Here is a 21,243-nt window from a genome sequence, read left to right on the forward strand (position 1 = left end):
CAGCCCGGCAATCGTGCCCAGCGCCAGGCCCAGGCCCACGCCCGCCACCTTGAGCGAGGACTGGGTCAGGCTCCAGACCTGCCAGGCGACGGCAACGCCCAGCACGCCATAGACCAGCACCGACACCAGCCTTGCGGTGTACAGCAGGCGAAAGCCCGGCGACTGCAGCGGCGACAGGTCGAGCGCGTGCCGCGCGAACCAGGCGCGCCAGCCGGCGCGCGCGCCGGCGTCCGAATGCTTGGCCACGTCAGGCCTTCTTGAATTCGTGCTCGGCCATGCCGCGGCGCCAGTAGGAAACGATGAGCTGCTCGCTCTTTTCCAGGCCGCGGGTTTCCCGGGCCCAGTGGCGTATCGCCTGCGCCGCCTCGAACTCGGCGCCGGCCCAGACAAAGCGCGTGCCCGCCGGCGCGGGCCAATGCACGCCGCGCAGCGCATCAAGCAGCAGGCTGGTCGTTCCCGGCGCGGCTGCGCCGCGGTGCAGCCAGTGCCACTGCAGGCCGGGCGGCGCGACCACCGGCAGCTGGTCCTGCGGGCCCTGGACTTCGGCAAACACCTGGCCGCGGGTGGTGGCGGGAAGCGCCGCGGCAATGCGCAGCATGGCGGGCAGCGCGGTGTCGTCGCCCGCCAGCAGCATCCAGTCGGCGGGCGCGGCCGTGCGCCCGCCCGGGCCGCTCATGCCGATTTCCTGGCCCACGCCCGCTTGCGCCGCCCAGGCCGAGCCCGGGCCGGCGTCCGCATGCAGCACGAAGTCCACGTCCAGCCAGCCCGCGGCGCCGTCGATCGCGCGCATGGTGTAGGTGCGCACGTCGAGGCGCTTGTCGCCTTGCGCAAAGCGCGGCATGCCGCTGGGCGACAGCGTGGGCCACTCGGGGGCGGTGATGCCGGGCTGGGGGAACATCAGCTTGCAGTGGATGTTCTCGTCCTGGGCGTAGCGCGCCAGGTCATTGCCGGCAAAGCGCACGCGCCGCAGGTGCGGCGTCAGCGACTGCACCGCCAGCACGCGCAGCACGCGAAACGCGGGCGGGCGCTGCAGCGCGCTGCCGTCGCCGTCCCAGACCAGCGCCGCGTCGTCGCTTTGCGTGGCCTCGAGAATCAGATGGGCAAGCATCAGCTTGATGTCCTGCAGCGCCTCGATGCCGGGCGCACTGGCCGACGCGTGGATGGAGCCGTCCTGGGCCCAGAGGCTGGCCAGTCCCAGGTCATGGGCCACGGTCCAGCGCGCGCCTTCGCGCTGCGGCGCGAGATCGTGTTCGCGCATGTGTTCGACGATGGTCTCGACCATGGCCTGCGCCTGATCGGTGCGCACGCAGGTGCGGGCCTGTAGCAATGTCATCCTGATTTCCTGTTGTCCACCGCAAATCTGCGATTTGCTGGCGGGTGTTAGCCGCTCCAAGCGGTTTGTACGGGCGGCTGCGGGTGGGGTCCGGCCGGGCCGTCGACCAGCACGAACAGCCGGCCTTGCTCGCAGCTGCGCACGCGCGCGTTCACGCCGTAGGCGGCGCGCAGGCGTTCGGGCGTGATGGTCTGCTGCGGCGGGCCGAAGGCGCAGAGCCGGCCGGCCTGCAGCAGCGCGATGTCGTCGGCCCATTGCGCGGCCAGCGACAGGTCATGCAGCACCACGATCACGATGCGTCCCGCGTGCGCGAGCTGCTGCACGGTCTGCATCACCTGCCATTGATGGGCCAGGTCGAGCGCGCTGACCGGCTCGTCGAGCAGCACGATGGGACAGTCGCGCACCATGACCTGGGCCAGCGCCGCCATCTGCCGCTGGCCGCCCGAAAGGTGGGCCAGCGGCTGCATCGCGAGTGGCGCCATGCCCAGCTGTTCCAGGGCCTGCATGGCGCGCGCCGGCGAGGCCGTTGCAAGGCCGTGCATGGCCACCAGCGTGGCTTCAAGCACCGTGAGCGAGCCGCCCGCCGCGCCCAGTTGCGGCATGAAGGCGACCTGGCGCGCGCGCTGCGCCGCGGGCAGGGTCAGCAGCTCGCTGGCGCCAAAGCGCACCTGGCCGCGCGCTGCCACCAGGCCCGACAGCGCGCGCAGCAGCGTGGACTTGCCCGCGCCGTTGGGCCCGACCAGGGCCAGCAGGCGTCCGGGGGCCAGCGGCGGCAGCGTGAGCCCCTGCAGCACGCGGCGCTGGCGGTAGTCGACCTGCAGATTGTCAATTGCCAGCGGCGCCGGCGCGAGCGTGGGTGTACAGGCTTTCATGCCGCACCCCGCGTGCGGCGCAGCACCAGCAGCACGAACACCGGCAGGCCGACCAGCGCGGTGATGATGCCCACCGGCAGCAGCACGCCGGGCACGATGGACTTGCTGACCACCGAGGCCAGCACCATCAGCAGCGCGCCCACCAGCGCGGCGGCGGGCAGCAGATGGCGATGGCCGTCGCCCACGAGCAGGCGCGCGACATGCGGGCCGACCAGGCCGACAAAACCAATGGTGCCGGCCAGCGCCACGGCCACGGCCGCCAGCAGGCTGATGCGCAGCAGCGCCCAGCGGCGCAGATGCGCCACGTCGATGCCGTAGCTGCGCGCGCGCTCGTCGCCCAGGCCCAGCGCGGTCATCGCGCTGGCAGCGCGCCAGGAAAACGGCAGCACGCAGGCAATCACCAGGGCCAGCAGGCCCACGCCCAGCCAGTCGGCGCGCGCCAGGCTGCCCATGCTCCAGAACACCAGCTGCTGCAGCGCGTCCTCGCTGGCGACAAACTGCACCAGCGACAGCAGCGCCGCGGCCGCAAAGCCAATGGCAATGCCGAACAGCACCAGGATCTGGGCATCGGCGCCGGGCCGGCGCGCAAACAGCTGCAGCAGCGCCAGCGCGCCAAGCGCAAAGATGAAAGCGTTGCCCGAGACCAGCCAGGCCGCGGGCAGGCCCGGAATGCCCCAGTTGAGCACGATGGCCAGCGAAGCGCCCAGCGCCGCGGCCGACGACACGCCCAGCGTGAACGGTTCGGCCAGCGGATTGCCCAGCACGGTCTGCATCTCGACGCCGGCAACTGCCAGCGCCACGCCGACCAGCACCGCAAGCAGGGTCACGGGCAGGCGCAGATCCCAGAGCACGACATGCAGGCTGGGGGGCAGCGAGTCAGGCTGCCACAGGCCGTGCAGGGCCTGCATGAAGCGCAGCGACGAAGGCCCGCTGGTGATGTCAAGCAGCATGGCGGACAGCGTCAGCGCCAGCAGCAGCGCGACCAGGCACCAGCGCCTGCGCTGGCTCGCGCGGTAGGCGCGCAGCGGCTCGGCCAGGGCCGGCGAGGAAAGGCCAGGGTCCACGGCAGGAAAGTCATTCATGGTTGCAGCGAAGTCCAGAAGCTGCCGCGCCAGGGCGCAGCGAGAAAGCGCTGGTTGAGCGCGTCCAGCGTGGCCTGGGGCTTGACGTCGGCAAACTCGCGCGGGTGCAGCCAGGTGGCAACGCATTCCAGGCTGACGATGCCCAGTCCGCCGTGCCAGAGGCCATGCACCTGGCCGTTGCGCACGGCGCGCGTCTGCGCCAGACCCGTGCGCTGCACCACGCGGCGCAGGCTGTCCTGGGCCTGGCCCGGCGCGACCCCGGGCCCGAGCAGCAGGCCGCCGCGCGACTGCAGGTGCAGCCCGCCGGTGCCGATGTAGATCTCGGGGTCCTGGGCCATCACATATTCGGTGCTCAGCGTTCCGGCCATGCCGGCAATCAGCTCGCCGCCGATCAGCCGGCCGCCGGCCATGCGCACCATGTCGCCCAGATTCTTGCCCGCGCCCATCGACAGGCAGCAGGGCGCCGAGCCCGCATGCGGCTCCATCAGCACCAGCGGCAAGCGCGCATTGCGCGCGCGCAGGCGCTGCACGCCCTCGCGTATGCGCGCCAGGCGCTGCTCGAGAAACGCCGCCAGTTCGCGCGCCCGCGCTTCATGGCCGGTGAGAATGCCGAACTGGACCAGGCCGCGCGTGGGCTCGGCCTGGCGCAGATCGGGGCTGACTTCCAGCACCGCGACGGCGATGCCGGCCTTTTCCAGCCGGGACACGGTCTGGCTGGCCTGGGCGTAGAACGGATCGAGCACCACGAGATCGGGCTCGAGCGCGATCAGCGCTTCGGCATGCAGGTTCTGCGGGCCGTCTATCGCCAGCTGCGCCATGTGCGCGAAGGCGCGCGGGTCGGGCCCGCGCAGCATCTGCAGGCTTTGCGCGTCCAGCCGCCACTTGTTCCAGGCAACCACGTTTTTCGCCGGCTGGGGCGCGAGCATGGACAGCATCACGAAGTCGTCGGTCGCGGCCAGCACCATGCGCTGCGCGGGCCGCGCCAGCCGCACGCTGCGCCCGCGCAGATCGGTGATCTGCACCGGCTGGGTGCTGGCCAAGGCCGGGCCCGCGCCCAGCGCGGCGGCGAGGGCGAGCCACTGCCGGCGCGTGCTGCCGGGTGTCATGTCAGAAGTCCGCATTGAGTCCCAGCCAGATGCGCCGTCCTTCGTCCATCATCCAGTTGCCGTCCAGGCCCTGGGTGCGCGTGCGCAGGTCCACGGGCACCTTGCGGTCGGTGGCGTTGAGCAGCGAGAAGCGCAGCGCGACGGTCTTGCTCAGGCTGTAGCTGCCGCCCAGGTCCAGCGTTGCCGAACTGCCGCGCTGGCGCGTGACCGCGGCGCCGTTGCGGTAGCCCGCGTAGACCGCGTTGCCCATGAAGTTCAGGCGGGCGAAGGTCAGCAGCTTGCCCGTGGCCTGCCAGTCGAGCTGGGCATTGAGCAGGTGGCGCGGCGTCTTCTCCAGCGGCTGGCCGTCCAGCGAGCTGCCGTCAAACGCGGTTTCGGTGCCGCCCTGGCGGCGCGACTGCGTATAGGTGTAGCTGGAGTTCAGGCGCAGGTCGCGCGCCAGCGGCAGCTGCAGTCCGAGTTCCAGCCCGCGGATGCGCACCCGGTCGACGTTGTCGTAGACATAGAGATGGTTGGCCGAGGCGGGGTTGAGCGGGTCGGGCCGGCCCGAGTCGAAGCTCACCACCTTGTTCTTGAAGTCGGTGTTGAACAGCGTGGCCGTGACGCGGCTGGCGGGCGCCCATTCGTAGGTCAGGCCGAACTCGCGGGTGGTGCTGGTTTCGGGCTGCAGGTCGGGGTTGCCGCACAGCGGGCCGCGATAGCCCGAGTTGCCGCCGGTCGTCATGCAGTAGCCGGCCGTGCTCTGGCGCAGCGCCGGCGCCTTGAAGCCGGTTGTCACGCCGCCGCGCAGCGTCAGCGCCTCGCTGGCATGGTAGACGCCATAAAGGCGTGGCGACCAGTGATTGCCATAGCGCTCGTCGTGGTCCATGCGCGCGCCGCCGGTCAAGGTGAACTGGTCGGTGATCAGCCAGTCGTCCTCGAGGAACAGCGCATGGCTGTCGAGCGAGACGCTGTTGATGTTCACCGGATAGCCCGCGACCGCGGCCTCGTTGCGTATGCCGCCCAGCGTGCTGCGCTGGCGCTGGCCGCCCATGCGCAGCACATGCCTGGCAAACGGCAGCGTCAGGTTGCCTTCGAGCGTGGTGTTGGTGAGCTTGCGGCTGCTGTAGTTCACGGCCTGGGGCCAGTCCGTGTTCTCGCCTTCCTCGCGGTACAGCGACAGCTTGGACTGGCCGAAGTCCCAGCGGCCGTTGTGGCTGATGCCATAGTGGTCGCGCGAATGGCGCACGCTGTTCCAGGCATAGGCGGGCAGGGTGGAGCGGCCCGGTGTGGTCTCGGTGCTGGTGCGTTCGCTGCCCAGGTCAAGCACCACTTCCTGGCGCGCGTCTGGCCTGGCCGTGAGCTTGGCGCCCAGGCTCTGGTTCTTGCGGCCGTAGGCGCCTTCGGCGCCGGGATAGTAGGTGTCGCCTTCGCTGCGGCTGTCGCTCTTGCCCCACAGCTGCAGGCCCAGCACGTCGCTCTTGATCGGCCCGCCGATCCAGAACTCGCCGCCGCGCGAATTGCCGTAGTCCTTGTCGCCTTGCAGCGTGGTCGAAGCCGCGACGCTGCCGCCCCAGCGGCCGGGCACTTTCTTGGTGATGATGTTGATCACGCCGCCCATGGCTTCGGAGCCGTACAGCGACGACATAGGACCGCGCACGACTTCGATGCGCTCTATGGCCGAGACCGGGGGCAGCAGATTGGCCTGCACGCCGGTCGTGCCGCGGTTCATGGTCTCGCGCGTGTTCTGGCGCTGGCCGTCAATCAGGATCAGCGTGTATTCGCCGGGCAGGCCGCGGATCATGATGTCCGTGGCGTTGGGGTTGTCGCCGACCACCGACACGCCTTCGACCTGGCGCACGGCGTCGGCCACGGAAGTGAAGTTGCCCTTGCGCAGGTCCTCCTGCGTCAGCACGCTGATCGATGCGGGCGCATCCTTGATGCGCTGCTGCACGCCGCTGGCCGTCACCACGACGGTTTCAAGCGGCGCCTCGACGGGCTGGGCAAGCGCCGGGGCGACGCTCGCGGCCAAGGTGGCGGCAGCGGCCCAGCGCACGGCGGCGCGGGAAACGGGTGGTTGCGTTGTGGTGTTCATGACCCTCTGACCTGTTGGTATGGTGGCGGAGCGCCGTCCGGCCGCGGCGCGGTGCGCGGACGGATGCGTGCCCCTGTTTGGCAGCCGTTGATTTCAGCACCTAAGGTCAGGCCGGTGGTTTGCGCAAGCACGGCAGATGTTTGCGTTTCAATTAAAAATGCTTCTCATTTGAGTTGCGCACCGGATTCCGCCGCGCCGCGCGCCGGCGGCGCCTCAGAGCCTGGCGCGCACCAGCTTGGGAGAAATGCCGAAGCGCCGCTTGAAGGCCGTGGCGAAGTTCGCGGCGCTGGTGTAGCCCGCGCAGTGCGCGACTTCCGCCACGCTGCAGCCTGTCTGCTCGAGCTGCGCCCAGGCGCGTTCCAGCCGCCTGTCGCGCCGGTAGTCGTCAATCGTCGTGCCGTAGAGCTGCTTGAACTGGCGCTGCAGCGCGCTGGGGCTCAGGCCGATGTCGCGCGCGAGCTGGCCCAGCGGCTGCAGCGGCGGGTCGTTGCTGTCGAGCAGCGCCTTCAGGCCGGCCATGCGGCGGTGTTCGCGCATTCCCAGGGCGGCCGGCGCGCTGCTGTCCGGCGCCGCGCCATCGAGCGACTGCAGCGCTTCGTGCAGCAGCTCGAGCGTGCGGCTGAGCAGCAGCAGCGGGGCGCTGCCTTCGCGTGCCAGCTGGATGATCTGCTCGGTCACGGCAATGGCGCGCGCCGAAGGCTGCCAGGGATGTATCGCCAGCTGCTGCCTGTCGATCCAGGCGCGCAGCAGCGCGGGCAGGGCCTGGTCGGCAAGCCCCAAGGCCGGCAGCTGTTCGGGCGCCACGCTCAGGCTCAGCTTGCGCTCGTACTTGCCGCAGCGCCAGTGCCGCTCGAACTGGTCGCCGGGGCGCGAATGAACCAGCGCGCCGCAAGCCTGCAGGCCGGGCGCATCGGGCACCTGCATTTGCAGTGGCTGGCCGCCAAACGCCACATCCACGCTGCCTTCCAGCAGCACCACGATATGCACGCCGGGCTCGGCCGGCGTGGTGGTGTGCAGGGTGCGCAGATCCCTGGCTTCGACGCCGTGCAGCCAGATGCCGGGCTGTATCTGGATCGACTGGATATGGCCGCTGAGCAAGGCGTCCTGCCCCTCGACCTGGGCGTCCAGAAACCGGTAGTCCGGCCCTTGGAAATCGCGCGCGTGCAGCGTGCCCAGGCCCATCCAGCGGGGCTGCTTGCGCGAAAGGGAGACAAGAGACGAGGCCATGGGCGGCGGCGGATGCGAACGCGCTTGTTGAGAATAATTCTTATTTTAAGCGGTTTCGCAAAACGGTCTGCGTGGCGGGTCTGCCCACAGTGCTTGCCGCGTGCCGGCAAGTGGTCTGATGCGCTGCCAGGGAGCGCATCAGACGCCGTGCGCAAGGGGACGGCAGATTCATGCCGCCGCGGGGCGGCGGTCTCAATTCATCACGCCGGCGCCAGGACAGGCCTGCGCCAGCCGCAGCGCTTCAGGTCACCAGCGCCAGGGTACAGAACCAATGCAGGGGTTTCTTCATTGCAGTCCTTCCAGCAAGACAAGGGTTTCGCGACAAAGGCTGTGAGGGCGCTGATATTCGCAGGAGCATGGAGGCTTGCCGCGTTTTCTCTGCACGTCACTTTGGAAGAATGGCTTGGCGAAGGCGCCGTTGAAAGCCCTGTCGGAAGGCATTCTTCATTGGGGACAATATTAGCTTCATCCCCGGCCGAATTCAAAGAACAAGATCGACTTTGGTAGCTCCGAATCAGCATATGCGGCCTCTTCCTACAGTCGGCGACGCGCGCGCCAAGTGCCATGCGTGGTCTGCGGCCGGCCCCGCGCAGCCGCGGCACGCAAGCCGAGTTGCCATCGCGAACGAGAATTATTTGGTCGGAAGATTTTCGCCGCGATTATCTTTTGTGCTTGCGCTTCCCCGGAATCGCAGGTTTAAATGCGCTTGAATGCGCCTGCCGCAGTTGTTCAGAAAATGCCTTGCCCGGAGTTGATTCATATCAAGTCCTGGTGGGTATTGCGGCATTAGCATTCCGATATGTCGCAATAACCGCTGCGCAAAGGTCAATGCAACGTCGAGCCGGCAAGGCCACTCGGTGGGTGGGCCGCAATATGCAGCGCTACAGGGGCCCGTCGAGGTCCCGGAAACGGTGAACCCATGACTGATAGAGCCAAAGAGGAGTTGCGCAGCTTTGCGTTTCTCACCATCGTGGTGGCGCCCGTGCTGGCCGGGGCGTTGATCGTGATCTACGGTTTCCTGGTCTGGTTCTATCAGATGTTTGCCGGCCCTCCGCATGTCTGAGCCCGTGCGCGTCTTGCCCGACGAACTCCACATTGCGAGTCTCGTGGTGCATGTGATGCCGCAGACCCTGTCCCATGTCGCGCAAGCCCTGCTGCAGGTCGATGACGCCCAGGTGCACGGCACCCATCCCGACGGCAAGCTGGTGGTGACCCTCGAAGGGCCCAACGCCGGCGCCATCATGGACAAGGTGGCGCAGATCCAGCAGATCCCCGGCGTGCTCAACGTCTCTCTCGTCTATCAACACGCCGAATCCCGGCATTTTCTGAACCAGGAGGTCGGCCATGACCAGCACCCGGCGTGATTTCGTTCGTCAATCGGCAGCTGCCGCCGCGGGGGCCGTGGCCGGCATTCCCATCCAGGCCGTGTCGCAGGACGCGGCAGGCAGCGCCAACGCACAGCTGACCTGGTCCAAGGCGCCTTGCCGTTTCTGCGGCACGGGCTGCGGCGTGATGGTGGCCGTCAAGGACAACCGCGTGGTCGCCACGCAGGGCGATCCGCAGGCCGAGGTGAACCGCGGGCTGAACTGCGTCAAGGGCTATTTCCTGTCGAAGATCATGTATGGCGCCGACCGGCTGACCCAGCCCATGCTGCGCATGAAGAACGGCCAGTACGCCAAGGACGGCGAGTTCCAGCATGTCTCCTGGGACACCGCGTTTGACGTGATGGCCGAGAAGTTCAAGAAGGCGCTCAAGGACAAGGGCCCGACGTCCGTGGGCATGTTCGGCTCGGGCCAGTGGACGGTCTGGGAAGGCTATGCCGCGTCCAAGCTGTTCAAGGCCGGTTTTCGCTCGAACAACATCGACCCGAACGCGCGCCACTGCATGGCCTCGGCGGTTGCCGGCTTCATGCGCACCTTCGGCATGGACGAGCCCATGGGCTGCTATGACGACATCGAGGCCACCGACACCTTCGTGCTCTGGGGCTCGAACATGGCCGAGATGCACCCCGTGCTCTGGACGCGCGTGACCGACCGGCGCCTGAGCGCGCAAGGCGTCAAGGTCGCGGTGCTGTCGACGTTCGAGAACCGCTCGTACGAGCTCGCCGACATCGAGCTCACGTTCAAGCCGCAGACCGACCTGGCCATCCTGAACTACATCGCCAACCACATCATCCGCACCAAGCGCGTGAACCAGGACTTCGTCTCCAAGCACGTCAATTTCAAGCTGGGCAATCCCGATATCGGCTACGGCCTGCGCCCCGAGCATCCGCTGCAGAAGGCCGCGAAGAACGCCGGCGATGCGAACGGCTCCAAGCCCTATACGTTCGACGAATTCGCCAAGTTCGTCTCCACCTATACGCTCGAGTACACGGCCGAGCTGACCGGCGTGCCCGCCAACCGCCTCGAGGCGCTGGCCGAGCTGTATGCCGACCCCAAGCGCAAGGTGGTGTCGTTCTGGACCATGGGTTTCAACCAGCACACGCGCGGTGTCTGGGCCAACAACATGATCTACAACATCCACCTGCTGGTGGGCAAGATCGCCACGCCGGGCAACAGCCCGTTCTCGCTGACCGGCCAGCCTTCGGCCTGCGGCACGGCGCGCGAGGTCGGCACGTTCTCGCACCGCCTGCCGGCGGACATGGTGGTCACCAATCCCGCCCACCGCAAGACCGCCGAGAAGCTCTGGAAGCTGCCCGAAGGCACGATTCCCGGCAAGCCCGGCTACCACGCCGTCGAGCAGAACCGCATGCTCAAGGACGGCAAGCTCAATGCCTATTGGGTGATGGTCAACAACAATATCCAGGCGGGTGCCAACCTTGCCCAGGAAGGCTATCCGGGCTACCGCAACCCCGACAACTTCATTGTCGTGTCCGATGCCTATCCCACGGTCACGGCGGTGGCCGCCGACCTGATACTGCCCACGGCCATGTGGGTGGAGAAAGAGGGCGCCTACGGCAACGCCGAGCGGCGCACGCATTTCTGGCACCAACTGGTCAAGGCGCCGGGCGAGGCGCGCTCCGATCTGTGGCAGCTGATGGAGTTTTCCAAGCGCTTCAAGATCGAGGAAGTCTGGCCCGAGGAGCTGCTGGCCAAGAGCCCCGAGTTCCGCGGCAAGACGCTGTACGACGTGCTGTACCGCAACGGCCAGGTCGACAAGTTCCCGGCCACGCAGATGGAGGCCGGCTACGAGAACGACGAAGCCAAGCACTTCGGCTTCTATGTGCAAAAGGGCTTGTTCGAGGAATACGCGGCTTTCGGCCGCGGCCATGGCCATGACCTCGCGCCGTTCGACGAGTACCACAAGGTGCGCGGACTGCGCTGGCCCGTGGTCAACGGCAAGGAAACGCGCTGGCGCTACCGCGAAGGCTCGGACCCCTACGTGAAGGCCGGCAGCGGCTACCAGTTCTACGGCAACAGCGACGGCAAGGCGATTGTCTATGCGCTGCCCTACGAGCCCGCGGCCGAATCGCCCGACAAGGAGTTTCCGTTCTGGCTGTCTACGGGCCGCGTGCTCGAGCACTGGCATTCGGGCTCGATGACGCGCCGCGTTCCCGAGCTGCACCGCGCCGTGCCCAATGCGCTGTGCTACATGCACCCCGAGGACGCCAAGGCCCTGGGCCTGCGCCGCGGCAGCGAAGTGGAGATAGCCTCGCGGCGCGGCGCCATGCGCTCGCGCGTCGAGACGCGCGGACGCAACAAGCCGCCGCGCGGCCTGGTCTATGTGCCCTGGTTCGACGCCAGCCAGCTGATCAACAAGGTCACGCTGGACGCCACCGATCCGATTTCATTCCAGACGGACTTCAAGAAGTGCGCAGTGAAACTGACCAAGGTCTAGCCATAGGAGTGTGGATCATGCAATTCATTCGTACTTTGGGCCTGCTGCTGATGCTCTGCACGGGCGCGGCCTGGGCCCAGCCCCTGGGCCAGAACTTCCACGACAACGCGCGCGGCCCCACGCCCATCATGGAAACCACCAAGCCGCCGGTGCTGGGCAATGCGGTCAACGACGACGTGCGCCGCACGCGCAACTATGCGATGCAGCCGCCCATCATTCCGCACCGCGTCGACGGCTACCAGATCGACAAGAACTTCAACAAGTGCCTCGACTGCCATTCGCGCACCAAGGCCGAGATGTTCCAGGCCGTGCCGGTGTCGATCACGCATTACATGGATCGCGACGGCAACATGCTGGGCCAGGTCTCGACGCGGCGCTATTTCTGCATGCAGTGCCATGTGGCCCAGGACCCGGTGCGGCCGCTGGTCAACAACACGTTTGTCGACGTCGACACGCTGCTGCTGCAATCGCTGCGCAACCAGGCGCCGGGCAAGCCCCAGAAGAAAAACTGACGCCGCCCCCGGCAGCAAAAGGTCACCACCATGATGAATTTCATCAAGCGCTACTGGGCGGTCATGCGCCGCCCCAGCGTGCACTTCAGTCTCGGTTTCCTGACCATAGGCGGCTTCATTGCCGGCATTCTTTTCTGGGGCGCGTTCAACACCGCGATGGAGCTGACCAACACCGAGAAGTTCTGCACGGGCTGCCACGAGATGCGCGACAACGTGTTTGCCGAACTCAAGAGCACCATCCACTACACCAACCGCTCGGGCGTGCGCGCGATCTGCTCGGACTGCCACGTGCCGCACAACTGGACCGACAAGATGGCGCGCAAGATGCAGGCCTCCAAGGAGGTCTGGGGCAAGATTTTCGGCACCGTCGACACGCCGGAGAAGTTCCAGGCCAAGCGGCTGGAACTCGCCCAGCATGAATGGGCGCGCTTCAAGGCCAATGATTCGCTCGAATGCCGCAACTGCCACAACTACGACTCCATGGACATGACGCGCCAGAGCCTGCGTGCGCAGAACATGCATTCGACCTATCTCGCCAACAAGGAAAAGACCTGCATCGACTGCCACAAGGGCATTGCCCACAAGCTGCCGCATATTCCACCGGGCCAGGCGCCCACCGACAGCCCGGGCCAGGACGTGCCCAAGCCCGTGGCGGCCGCGGCCGTCAAGCCGTAACTGCATGGAGCGCACGGCCTGGGCTGACTTGTCTCTTGCGGTGTCCGGCTGGGGCTGCGTGCGCAATGGCCGCGTGCTGCTGCGCGACCTTTCGTTCGAGCTGGGCGCAGGCCAGCTGCTGGTGCTCAAGGGGCGCAACGGCGCGGGCAAGAGCACGCTGCTGCGCAGCCTGGCGGGCCTGATGCCGTGGCGCGCGGGCCGGCTGGCCTGGGCGGGCCAGACCCTGGCGCCCAGCGCCGCGCCCTACCAGCAGCAGCTGGCCTATCTGAGTCACCAGGCCAGCATGAACGATGCGCTGACGGCGCTGGAAAACCTGCGCTTCGCGCTGGCGCTGCAAGGCCAGGCCTGGAATGCCGCGCATGTCGCCCGGACTCTTGCCACGCTGGGCCTGCAGGACCTGGGCGCACGCCCTTACGGGCGGCTGTCGCAGGGCCAGCGCCGGCGCCTGGGCCTGGCACGCGTGGTGCTCAGCGACCGGCCGCTGTGGCTGCTTGATGAGCCCGACAATGCGCTCGACGACCAGGGCAGCGCCTGCCTTGCCGAAATACTCGCGGCGCATTGCGCTGCCGGCGGGCTGGCCATTGTGGCGACCCACCGCGGCCTGGCGCTGCCCGAGAGCGGCATGCGCACGCTGGACCTGTCGCGCCTGCCGCGCGCCGGCGCGCCGGAGGCCGCATGCTGAAAGCCGTCTTCGTGCGCGAGATGCGGCTGGCCCAGCGCCGGCCCGCGCAGGCGCTGGGCGGGCTGCTGTTCTTTGTGCTGGTCGGCAGCCTGTTTCCGCTGGCGCTGGGGCCCGACAGCGCCTTGCTGCGGCAGATCGCCCCGGGCGTGGTCTGGGTCGCGGCGCTGCTGGCGCTGCTGCTGGGCCAGCATCAGCTGTTCGAGGGCGAGCTGGCCGATGGTTCGCTCGAGCAATGGGCGCTGGCGGCCACGCCGCTGTGGCTGCTGGTCGGCATGAAAGTCGCGGCCCAGTGGCTGATCGCCGCCGTGCCGCTGCTGCTGGCCGCTCCCGTGCTGGGCTGGCAGTACGGCATGACCGCCGATGCCGTCGGGGTGCTGCTGGCCGCGCTGGCGCTGGGCACGCCCAGCTTGAGCCTGCTCGCGGCCCTGGGCGCGGCGCTGACGCTGGGCCTGCGCGGCCAGCTGCTGCTGGCGCTGGTGGTGCTGCCGCTGAGCATTCCGATTCTGATTTTTGGCAGCCATGCCGTGACCCAGGCCAGCCTGGGCCTGAGCGCCGCGCCCGCGCTGAACCTGCTGGGCGCCTGCCTGTGCCTGGCGCTGCTGGCCACGCCCTGGGCCATTGCACAGGCGCTGCGCCTGGCGCTGGAATGATATGAACAAGCTCTTGACCGCAACTTCGCGCGCGCCGCAGGCGGCGCAGTCCGGCTTTCGCTGGCGCCAGCTGGCTTCGCCGCCGGTGTTCTTTGCCTGGGCCGGCCGCGCCTGGCCCTGGTTTGCCGCGCTGGCGCTGCTGCTCGCCGCCGCCGGGCTGTGGGTGGGCCTGGTGCTGGCCCCGACCGACCACCAGCAGGGCGAGGTCTACCGCATCATCTTCCTGCATGTGCCCGCGGCCTGGATGTCGATGTTCATCTACCTGATTGCCGCGCTGCATGCGGGCCTGGGCCTGGTGTACCGCACGCGCCTGTCGCCGCTGCTGGCGCGCGCGCTGGCGCCCACGGGCGCGCTGTTCACCGTGATCGCGCTGTGGACCGGGGCGGCCTGGGGCAAGCCGACCTGGGGCGCGTGGTGGGTCTGGGATGCGCGCCTGACCTCGGAGCTGATCCTGCTGTTCCTCTACCTGGGCTACCTGGGCCTGGTCTCGGCCATAGAGGACCCGCAGCGCGCCGACAGCGCCGGCGCCATCGTGCTGCTGGCCGGCGTGGTGAACATTCCCATCATCTATTTCTCGGTGCAGTGGTGGAGCACGCTGCACCAGGGCGCGACCATACGCTGGGACGCCGCGCCCAGCATGAACCAGACCATGCTGGCGGGCATGCTGCTGATGGCGCTGGCCTGCTGGGCCTATGCGCTGGCGGTGGCGCTGGTGCGCACCCGCTGCCTGATTCTCGAGCGCGCCCAGGAGGAGCAGCTGTAATGCAAAACCATGGCTTTTATCTGATGCTGGCCTATGGCCTGGGCGCGGCCTTGCTGGTCGCCGAAGTGCTGCTGCTGTGGCGGCGCAGCCGGCGCGCGCGCTGCGCCGTGCACGACGAGGAGATGCCGTGATCAAACCGCGCCAACGGCGGCTGCTCTGGGTGCTCGCGGGCGTGGTGCTGGTCGCCACGGCCGTGACCCTGGTGCTGCGCGCGCTCGATGCCAATGTGATGTTCTTCTACAGCCCCAGCCAGGTGCATGCGGGCGAGGCGCCGCAGGGCGCGGCGTTCCGCTTGGGCGGGCTGGTCGAGGCCGGCTCGGTGCAGCGCGGCGGCGCTGCAGGAGGCGGCGTGCAGGTGCAGTTTGTGGTGACCGACCAGGTGCAGCGCGTGGCCGTGCAGTACCAGGGTCTGCTGCCCGATCTGTTTCGCGAAGGCAAGGGCGTGGTCGTCGCCGGCCTGCTGCTGCCCACGGGAATCTTCCGCGCCACCGAAGTGCTGGCCAAGCATGATGAGAACTACATGCCGCCCGAAGCGGCCAAAGCGCTCAAGGACGCGCTCGAAGATGCGAAGCAAGAAAAGGCCAGGCCATGATCGCTGAACTGGGCGTTTTCTCCATGGTGCTGTCGCTGATCGTCGCGGCGCTGCTGGCCTGCCTGCCGCTGGCCGGCGCGCAGCTGGGCATTCGCAGCTGGGTGGCGCTGGCGCGGCCGGCGGCGGCGCTGCACTGCCTGCTGTCGCTGCTGTCGATTGCCATCCTCACCTGGTGTTTCTGGGCCGGCGACTTCTCGGTGCTCTATGTGGCGGCCAATTCGCACAGCGAGCTGCCCATGGTCTACAAGCTCACGGCCGTCTGGGGCGGGCATGAAGGCTCGATGCTGCTGTGGCAGGTGATGCTCGCCTGCTGGACGCTGGCGGTGGCCTGGCGCAGCCGCGCGCTGCCGCCCGAATTTGTCGCCCGCGTGCTCGCGGTGCTGGGCTGGATCAGCGTGGGCCTGCTGCTGTTCCTGCTGTTCCTGTCGAACCCGTTCACGCGCCTGGTGCCGGCCGCGCTCGAAGGCAAGGACCTGAACCCGCTGCTGCAGGACCCGGGCATGGTGGTGCATCCGCCGCTGCTCTACATGGGCTATGTGGGCTTTGCCGTGCCGTTCGCGTTTGCGCTGGCGGCGCTGATTTCGGGCGAGCTGGGCGCGGCCTGGGCGCGCTGGTCGCGCTCCTGGACGCTGGCCGCCTGGGGCTTTCTGACGCTGGGCATTCTGCTGGGCAGCGCCTGGGCGTACTACGTGCTCGGCTGGGGCGGCTGGTGGTTCTGGGACCCGGTGGAAAACGCCTCTTTCATGCCCTGGCTGCTGGGCACGGCGCTGCTGCATTCGCTGATCGTCACCGACCAGCGCGGCGCGTTCCGCAGCTGGTCGGCGCTGCTGGCGATCTGCGCGTTCTCGCTGTGCCTGCTGGGCACGTTTCTGGTGCGCTCGGGCGTGCTGACTTCGGTGCATGCGTTCGCGGTCGATCCGGGGCGCGGGCTGTTCATCCTGTGCTTCATCGTCGCCGTGGTCGGCACCTCGCTGTGGCTGTTTGCCTGGCGCGCCGCGGCGCTGGGCCAGGGCGGCGGCCAGTTCGGCCTGCTGTCGCGCGAGACGCTGCTGCTGGTCAACAACGTGCTGTTCAGCGCCGCAGCGCTCGCGGTGCTGATAGGCACGCTGTACCCGCTGGCGCTCGACGTGCTGCGCGACGAGAAGATCTCCGTGGGCCCGCCGTACTTCCAGGCCGTGTTCCTGCCGCTGGTGCTGCCGGCCGTGGCGCTGATGGCTCTGGGTGCGGTCGCGCGCTGGAAGCTCAGCACCTGGGCCGAGATCTGGCGCCGGCTGCGCGCCGCGCTGGCCTGGACCGTGGTCTGCGCCGTGGTGCTGGTGCTGTCCAACGGCCGGCTGGGGCCGCGCATTTCGCCGGCCACGCTGCTGGGCGTGACGCTGGGCTTGTGGTGCGTGTTCGGCACGCTGGCCCATGCCTGGCAGCGCCTGGCGCCGGGCTGGCGCGAGGGGCAGGGCTGGCAGCGGCTGGCACGCCAGCCCTGGGGCTGGTGGGGCATGCTGATGGCGCATGCGGGCGTGGGCATCTTCGTGCTCGCGGTGAGCCTGGCCGACGGGCTGGAAAGCAAGCGCGAGACCAGCGTGGCCCAGGGCGAAACCGTGGAGCTGGCGGGCTACCGCTTCCGCTTCGACAGCCTGGCGCCCGCGGCCGGCCCGAACTACGATGCCCAGCGCGCGCAGTTCAGCGTGCGCCATGGCGATGAAGAATGGCTGATGTTTCCCGAGAAGCGCGTCTTTCGCGCGCAGACCATGGGGCTGAGCCAGGCGGCCATCGACAGCGGCTGGACGCGCGATGTGTTTGTCGCGCTTGGCGAGCCGCTCGATGAGGCCGGCCGCAGCTGGAGCGTGCGCCTGCAGATCAAGCCGTTCATGGACTGGATCTGGCTGGGCACCCTGATGATGGCGCTGGGCGCGGGCCTGAGCCTGATGGACGCGCGCTTTCGCGTCGCGCGCCAGCGTGCGCCCCGGCGCGCTGCGGCTGCTCTGCAGGAAGGGCCGGCCTGATGCGCTTTGCCCTGCCTCTGGCGATCTTTCTCGCGCTGGCCGTGATGCTGGGCCTGGGACTGCAGCGCGATCCGCGCGCGCTGCAGACCGCGCTGCTTGATCAGCCGGCGCCGGTTATTGCGCGCCCCCTGCTGGAAGATCCGCGCCAGCCGTTCGATCAGGCCGCGCTGCGCGGCCAGGTGTGGCTGCTCAATGTCTGGGCCTCGTGGTGCGCGCCCTGCCGCCAGGAGCTGCCGCTGCTGGTCGAGTTCTCGCGCCGCGACCAGGTGCCGGTCTATGGCCTGAACTACAAGGACCAGCCCGACAAGGCCAGGGCCTTGCTGCGCGTCGCGGGCAATCCCTATGTCGCCTCCGCGGTCGATGCCGATGGCCGCACGGGAATGGACTTCGGCATACAGGGCGTTCCCGAGACCTTCGTGATCGATGGCCAGGGCCGCGTGCGCTACCGCCATCTGGGGCCGGTGACGGCCGAAGTCTGGCAGCAGAAACTGCTGCCTGTCGTGAAGGCCGTGCAATGAAGATGCGCCACACCATGTTGCTGATGGCCTGGGCCGCGCTGGCGCTGCAGGCCAGGGCCGACGCAGGCCTGGAACAGCGCGAAGGCGCGCTGGCCGCGAAGCTGCGCTGCGTCGTATGCCAGAACCAGACCGTGGCCGAATCGCAGGCGCCCATCGCCAAGGACATGCGCGAGGAGATCAAGGCGCAGCTCGCGCAGGGCCGCAGCGACGCCGAAGTGGTGGCCTTCTTCGAGCAGCGCTACGGCAGCTTCGTGCGCTATACGCCGCCCTGGCGGCCGTCGACCTGGCTGCTGTGGTGCGGCCCGTTTCTGGCGGTGTTCGCGGGCCTGGCGCTGCTGCGCAGGACGCTCAAGCAGCGCTCGGCCGGCGCCATGCCGCTGACGCCGGCCGAGCGCGAGCGCGCCAACGACTGGCTGCAGCAGACCGATGAGGAGAATCGCCCATGACCCCGATGCACTGGCTCTGGCTGGGCGCGCTGGCGCTGATATTGCTGAGCCTTGCGGTGCTGCTGGCGCCGCTGCTGCGCGAACATGCAGGCCCCGGCGAGATCCGCAGCGACGCCGTGCTGCGCCGTCTCTATCAGGCGCAATGGGAGGAGCTGGCGCGCGAGCAGCGCGCCGGCCACCTGAGCGACCTGGAACATGGCCAGGCCAGGGACGAACTCCAGCGCCGCCTGCTGGCCGAGCTCGAGCACCGTCCCGCGCAGCCACGCGCGCGCCACTGGCCGTGGCTGCCGCGCGCCAGCGCCCTGGGCCTGGCCGTGCTGCTGCCCGTGGCGGCATTCGCGCTCTATCTGCAGGTCGGCGATCCCCAGGCCGCGGCGCGGCTGGCGCAGGCCGATGAGGTGGGCCATGGCGGTGCCGACGCCCAGGTCGAGGCCATGGTCGAAGGCCTGGCGCGGCGGCTGCGCGCCGAGCCGCGCAATGTGCCGGGCTGGGTGATGCTGGCGCGCTCGTACGAGACGCTGGAGCGCTACGACGCCGCGGCCCGGGCCTATGCCCAGGCCCTCGTCGGCGCGCGCTTGGGCGAACCCGACTGGGAGCTCGAGGCCCGCCTGCTGGCTGACATGGCCGATGCGCTGGGCTCGGCCCAGGGCGGCGATCTGCAAGGCCAGGCCGGCGCGGCGATAGAGGAGGCCTTGCGCCTCGATCCGCGCCAGCACAAGGCGCTGGCCTTGGCCGGCAGCGCGGCCGTGCGCCAGGGCGATTTCGCGCTGGCCGCGACCCATTGGCGCGCGCTGCTGGCGCTGCTCGAGCCCGGGTCGGACATCGCGCTGCGCGTGCAGGACGACCTGCTGCAGCTCGAGACGCTGGACCGGTTGCCGCAGCCGCCTGCGGCGAGCGCACAGGCCAACCAACTGGCAGGCGAAATCCACTGGCCGGCATCGGTGCAGGCAATGCCCTTGCCGCGCGAAGCCAAGGTGTTCGTGATCGTGCGCGCCGACGCCCAGCCCCAGCCGGTTGCCGTGCTGCGCCTGCCGGCCAGGCCGCTGCCTGCACGGTTTGCGCTGGGCGCGGAGCATCTGCTCAACCCGGCCGTCGCCATGACGGATTTCGCGGCACTGCGCATTGCCGTGCGGCTGTCGCCCAGCGGCGCGGCGCTGCCCGCGGCCGACGATCTGCGCAGCGCCACCATCACGGTCAAGCCCGGCGACAGCGCGCTGCGGCTCGAGATGCCCGGCCGCTGAGCGCGCTCAGGCAATCATCGGTGGCTGCGCGGCGCCGGGCTGGTCCATGCGCGCCTTGAGGTTCTCGAACACCTGGCGCGTGATCGGATTGACGACATGGCTGCGGATGTAGAGTCGATACACCAGATCGGGCAGGGCCGGCATGCCGTCGCCCTTGCCCAGCACCCGCAGGCCAGGATCCAGCTGCTCCACGCCGCGCGCGGTCACGCCCAGGCCGGCGCGCAGCGAGGCGCGTATGCCGACGAGACTGGTGCACATGTGGCGTTTGCTCCAGGCGATGCCGGCCGCATCGAGCGCGTCGCAGCCCACGCGGCTGAAGATGCTGGGGCCGTCGGCCAGCACCAGCGGTATCGGCTTGGCCGGGTCGTGCGCATAGTTGGCGCCGCAGAGCCAGACCGTGGGGCTGGAGCGCAGCACAAAGCCTTCGTAGCCAGCATCCTCGCGGTTGGAGATCGCCAGGTCGAGCTCGCCCTGCTTGAGTGATTCCATCAGAAAGGGGCTGCGCCCCACATGGACGGCAACCTGCATGCCGGGAAAGTTGAGCACGATCTCCTGCAGCACGGGCGGCAGCATGTTGTCGGCCGCGTCGTGCGGCGCGCCTATGCGCACCAGGCCTTGCACCTGGCGCTGCTGCAGGTTGCGCAGGGCCTCGTCGTGGATGGCCAGCATGTGGCGCGCATAGCCCAGCAGCCGCTGGCCGCGCTCGGTCAGCTGCTTTTGCCGGCCCTGCTTCTCGAACAGCGGGTGGCCTATGCGTTCTTCCAGCCGCTGCATCTGCAAGGTGATGGCCGACTGCGTGCGCCCCAGCTGCACCGCGGCCGCGGCAAAGCTTTTCTGTGCGGCAATGGTCGTCAGGGTGCGCAGCAGGTCAAGATCAAGTGTCTCCATACTTTAATTTTATTGAAGTGTTCGTTGGGCAGACATGGATTGTTTCCTTGGCGGGGCTTGACTACAGTGGACTGTACCGATTTGACGAGGCATTCCATGAACACGATGACAGAACAACGCCAGCAGGCCGTGACCCAGGCCATTGACACGATGAAGAGCGCGATCGGCGCCGCGCCCGTGAACCGCCAGAGCCTGGAGACGGTGCTGCAGGCGCTCGACGGGCTTGCCGGCCAGACCGCGCTGTGGCAGCAGGCCGACTACCCGGCGCCCGAAGCGGGCGAGCACCAGGCCCGCTACCTCATTGCCGAGGACGCTGACCAGAGCTATGCGCTGTATCTCAACGTCATGCGCCCCGGAAAGCGCATCGTGCCGCACAACCACACGACCTGGGCCTGCATTGCGGCCGTCGAGGGCACGGAGCACAACCGCGTCTACGAGCGCACCGATGACGGCAGCGTCGCGGGCCAGGGCACGCTGCGCGAGACCGATCTGGTGGTGGTCGCTCCGGGCCAGGGCATTGCGCTGATGCCCGAAGACATCCACGCGGTGGAGATCCGCGGCGATCAGGTGATACGCCATCTGCACATGTACGGCCGGGCGCTGGAGACGCTCACTGCGCGCACCAGCTACGACCTCGAGACCGGCACCTGCCAGACCATGGGAATCGGCGTGCAGACGCGCCGCTGAGCAGCCGCTTCCCTCTTTCCATCTTCCGCATTTGCACCGGTGCGCCTCGAAGGCGCAC

Annotated in this window: 22 protein-coding genes and 1 pseudogene; 15 read left to right on the plus strand and 8 right to left on the minus strand. The window is 68.6% G+C overall.

The window, feature by feature from the left end:
• The 7 genes and pseudogenes from RR928_RS00215 to RR928_RS00245 form a co-directional block, all read right to left on the minus strand.
• Positions 1–246: pseudogene (locus tag RR928_RS00215) on the minus strand (hypothetical protein); the annotation flags it as partial.
• 1 nt (position 247) lies between these two features.
• Positions 248–1,333 (minus strand): siderophore-interacting protein, encoded by a 1,086-nt coding sequence (locus RR928_RS00220; protein WP_332537621.1) that lies wholly within the window; start codon positions 1,331–1,333, stop codon positions 248–250.
• A 47-nt stretch (positions 1,334–1,380) separates the two neighbouring features.
• The gene (locus RR928_RS00225; protein WP_332547648.1) at positions 1,381–2,205 is read right to left on the minus strand and encodes an ABC transporter ATP-binding protein; all 825 of its coding nucleotides are present in this window, start codon (positions 2,203–2,205) and stop codon (positions 1,381–1,383) included.
• Positions 2,202–3,287 carry a FecCD family ABC transporter permease gene (locus RR928_RS00230; RefSeq protein WP_332537623.1) on the minus strand — a complete coding sequence of 362 codons (1,086 nt, stop codon included), beginning with the start codon at positions 3,285–3,287 and terminating at the stop codon, positions 2,202–2,204. Before RR928_RS00230 ends, RR928_RS00225 begins: the two co-directional genes overlap by 4 nt.
• Entirely contained in the window at positions 3,284–4,393 is a 1,110-nt protein-coding gene (locus RR928_RS00235) for an ABC transporter substrate-binding protein (protein WP_332537624.1), read from the minus strand. The genes RR928_RS00230 and RR928_RS00235 overlap by 4 nt, the downstream gene beginning before the upstream one ends.
• 1 nt (position 4,394) lies before the next feature.
• A complete protein-coding gene (locus tag RR928_RS00240) occupies positions 4,395–6,467 on the minus strand; it encodes a TonB-dependent receptor domain-containing protein (RefSeq protein WP_332537625.1) in 2,073 nt (690 codons plus the stop codon).
• Positions 6,468–6,680: 213 nt separating this feature from the next.
• The gene (locus RR928_RS00245) at positions 6,681–7,694 is read right to left on the minus strand and encodes a helix-turn-helix transcriptional regulator (protein ID WP_332537626.1); all 1,014 of its coding nucleotides are present in this window, start codon (positions 7,692–7,694) and stop codon (positions 6,681–6,683) included.
• 919 nt (positions 7,695–8,613) lie between these two features.
• Between RR928_RS00245 and napE the strand changes: the two genes are divergently transcribed.
• From napE to ccmI, 14 genes are read left to right on the plus strand one after another with little or no spacing between them, the layout of a single operon-like run.
• Entirely contained in the window at positions 8,614–8,757 is a 144-nt protein-coding gene (napE, locus tag RR928_RS00250) for a periplasmic nitrate reductase, NapE protein (RefSeq protein ID WP_332537627.1), read from the plus strand.
• Positions 8,750–9,058, plus strand: a complete 309-nt coding sequence (locus RR928_RS00255) for a chaperone NapD (protein WP_332537628.1) — start codon at positions 8,750–8,752, stop codon at positions 9,056–9,058. The genes napE and RR928_RS00255 overlap by 8 nt, the downstream gene beginning before the upstream one ends.
• Positions 9,039–11,531: a periplasmic nitrate reductase subunit alpha gene (napA, locus tag RR928_RS00260; RefSeq protein ID WP_332681138.1), complete on the plus strand. Its 2,493-nt coding sequence runs from the start codon at positions 9,039–9,041 to the stop codon at positions 11,529–11,531. Before RR928_RS00255 ends, napA begins: the two co-directional genes overlap by 20 nt.
• Positions 11,532–11,548: 17 nt before the next feature.
• Positions 11,549–12,043, plus strand: coding sequence for a nitrate reductase cytochrome c-type subunit (locus RR928_RS00265; protein ID WP_332537631.1), 495 nt, complete (start codon positions 11,549–11,551; stop codon positions 12,041–12,043).
• A 30-nt stretch (positions 12,044–12,073) separates the two neighbouring features.
• Entirely contained in the window at positions 12,074–12,718 is a 645-nt protein-coding gene (locus tag RR928_RS00270) for a cytochrome c3 family protein (protein WP_332537632.1), read from the plus strand.
• Positions 12,719–12,722: 4 nt separating this feature from the next.
• Complete coding sequence (ccmA, locus tag RR928_RS00275; RefSeq protein ID WP_332681141.1) at positions 12,723–13,400, plus strand: cytochrome c biogenesis heme-transporting ATPase CcmA; 678 nt, start codon at positions 12,723–12,725, stop codon at positions 13,398–13,400.
• Positions 13,394–14,050: a heme exporter protein CcmB gene (ccmB, locus tag RR928_RS00280; protein WP_332547652.1), complete on the plus strand. Its 657-nt coding sequence runs from the start codon at positions 13,394–13,396 to the stop codon at positions 14,048–14,050. Before ccmA ends, ccmB begins: the two co-directional genes overlap by 7 nt.
• A gap of 1 nt (position 14,051) precedes the next feature.
• A complete protein-coding gene (gene ccmC, locus RR928_RS00285) occupies positions 14,052–14,813 on the plus strand; it encodes a heme ABC transporter permease CcmC (protein ID WP_332537635.1) in 762 nt (253 codons plus the stop codon).
• Positions 14,813–14,944 carry a heme exporter protein CcmD gene (ccmD, locus tag RR928_RS00290; RefSeq protein WP_332537636.1) on the plus strand — a complete coding sequence of 44 codons (132 nt, stop codon included), beginning with the start codon at positions 14,813–14,815 and terminating at the stop codon, positions 14,942–14,944. Before ccmC ends, ccmD begins: the two co-directional genes overlap by 1 nt.
• On the plus strand, positions 14,944–15,405 hold the full coding sequence (ccmE, locus tag RR928_RS00295; RefSeq protein WP_332681175.1) for a cytochrome c maturation protein CcmE: 462 nt from the start codon (positions 14,944–14,946) through the stop codon (positions 15,403–15,405). The genes ccmD and ccmE overlap by 1 nt, the downstream gene beginning before the upstream one ends.
• Entirely contained in the window at positions 15,402–17,405 is a 2,004-nt protein-coding gene (locus RR928_RS00300; RefSeq protein ID WP_332681144.1) for a heme lyase CcmF/NrfE family subunit, read from the plus strand. Before ccmE ends, RR928_RS00300 begins: the two co-directional genes overlap by 4 nt.
• Complete coding sequence (locus RR928_RS00305; RefSeq protein ID WP_332536851.1) at positions 17,405–17,923, plus strand: DsbE family thiol:disulfide interchange protein; 519 nt, start codon at positions 17,405–17,407, stop codon at positions 17,921–17,923. Before RR928_RS00300 ends, RR928_RS00305 begins: the two co-directional genes overlap by 1 nt.
• The gene (locus RR928_RS00310) at positions 17,920–18,369 is read left to right on the plus strand and encodes a cytochrome c-type biogenesis protein (RefSeq protein WP_442881474.1); all 450 of its coding nucleotides are present in this window, start codon (positions 17,920–17,922) and stop codon (positions 18,367–18,369) included. The genes RR928_RS00305 and RR928_RS00310 overlap by 4 nt, the downstream gene beginning before the upstream one ends.
• Positions 18,366–19,610, plus strand: a complete 1,245-nt coding sequence (gene ccmI, locus RR928_RS00315) for a c-type cytochrome biogenesis protein CcmI (RefSeq protein ID WP_332536849.1) — start codon at positions 18,366–18,368, stop codon at positions 19,608–19,610. The genes RR928_RS00310 and ccmI overlap by 4 nt, the downstream gene beginning before the upstream one ends.
• A gap of 6 nt (positions 19,611–19,616) precedes the next feature.
• Here ccmI and RR928_RS00320 read toward each other — a convergent pair whose 3' ends face one another.
• Complete coding sequence (locus RR928_RS00320; RefSeq protein ID WP_332547654.1) at positions 19,617–20,498, minus strand: LysR substrate-binding domain-containing protein; 882 nt, start codon at positions 20,496–20,498, stop codon at positions 19,617–19,619.
• A 96-nt stretch (positions 20,499–20,594) separates the two neighbouring features.
• Between RR928_RS00320 and RR928_RS00325 the strand changes: the two genes are divergently transcribed.
• A complete protein-coding gene (locus RR928_RS00325) occupies positions 20,595–21,185 on the plus strand; it encodes a cysteine dioxygenase family protein (RefSeq protein ID WP_332536846.1) in 591 nt (196 codons plus the stop codon).
• Positions 21,186–21,243: the final 58 nt, after the last annotated feature.

Origin of the sequence: Comamonas sp., from assembly GCF_036666375.1 — a bacterium.
Lineage (GTDB): Bacteria > Pseudomonadota > Gammaproteobacteria > Burkholderiales > Burkholderiaceae_C > Comamonas.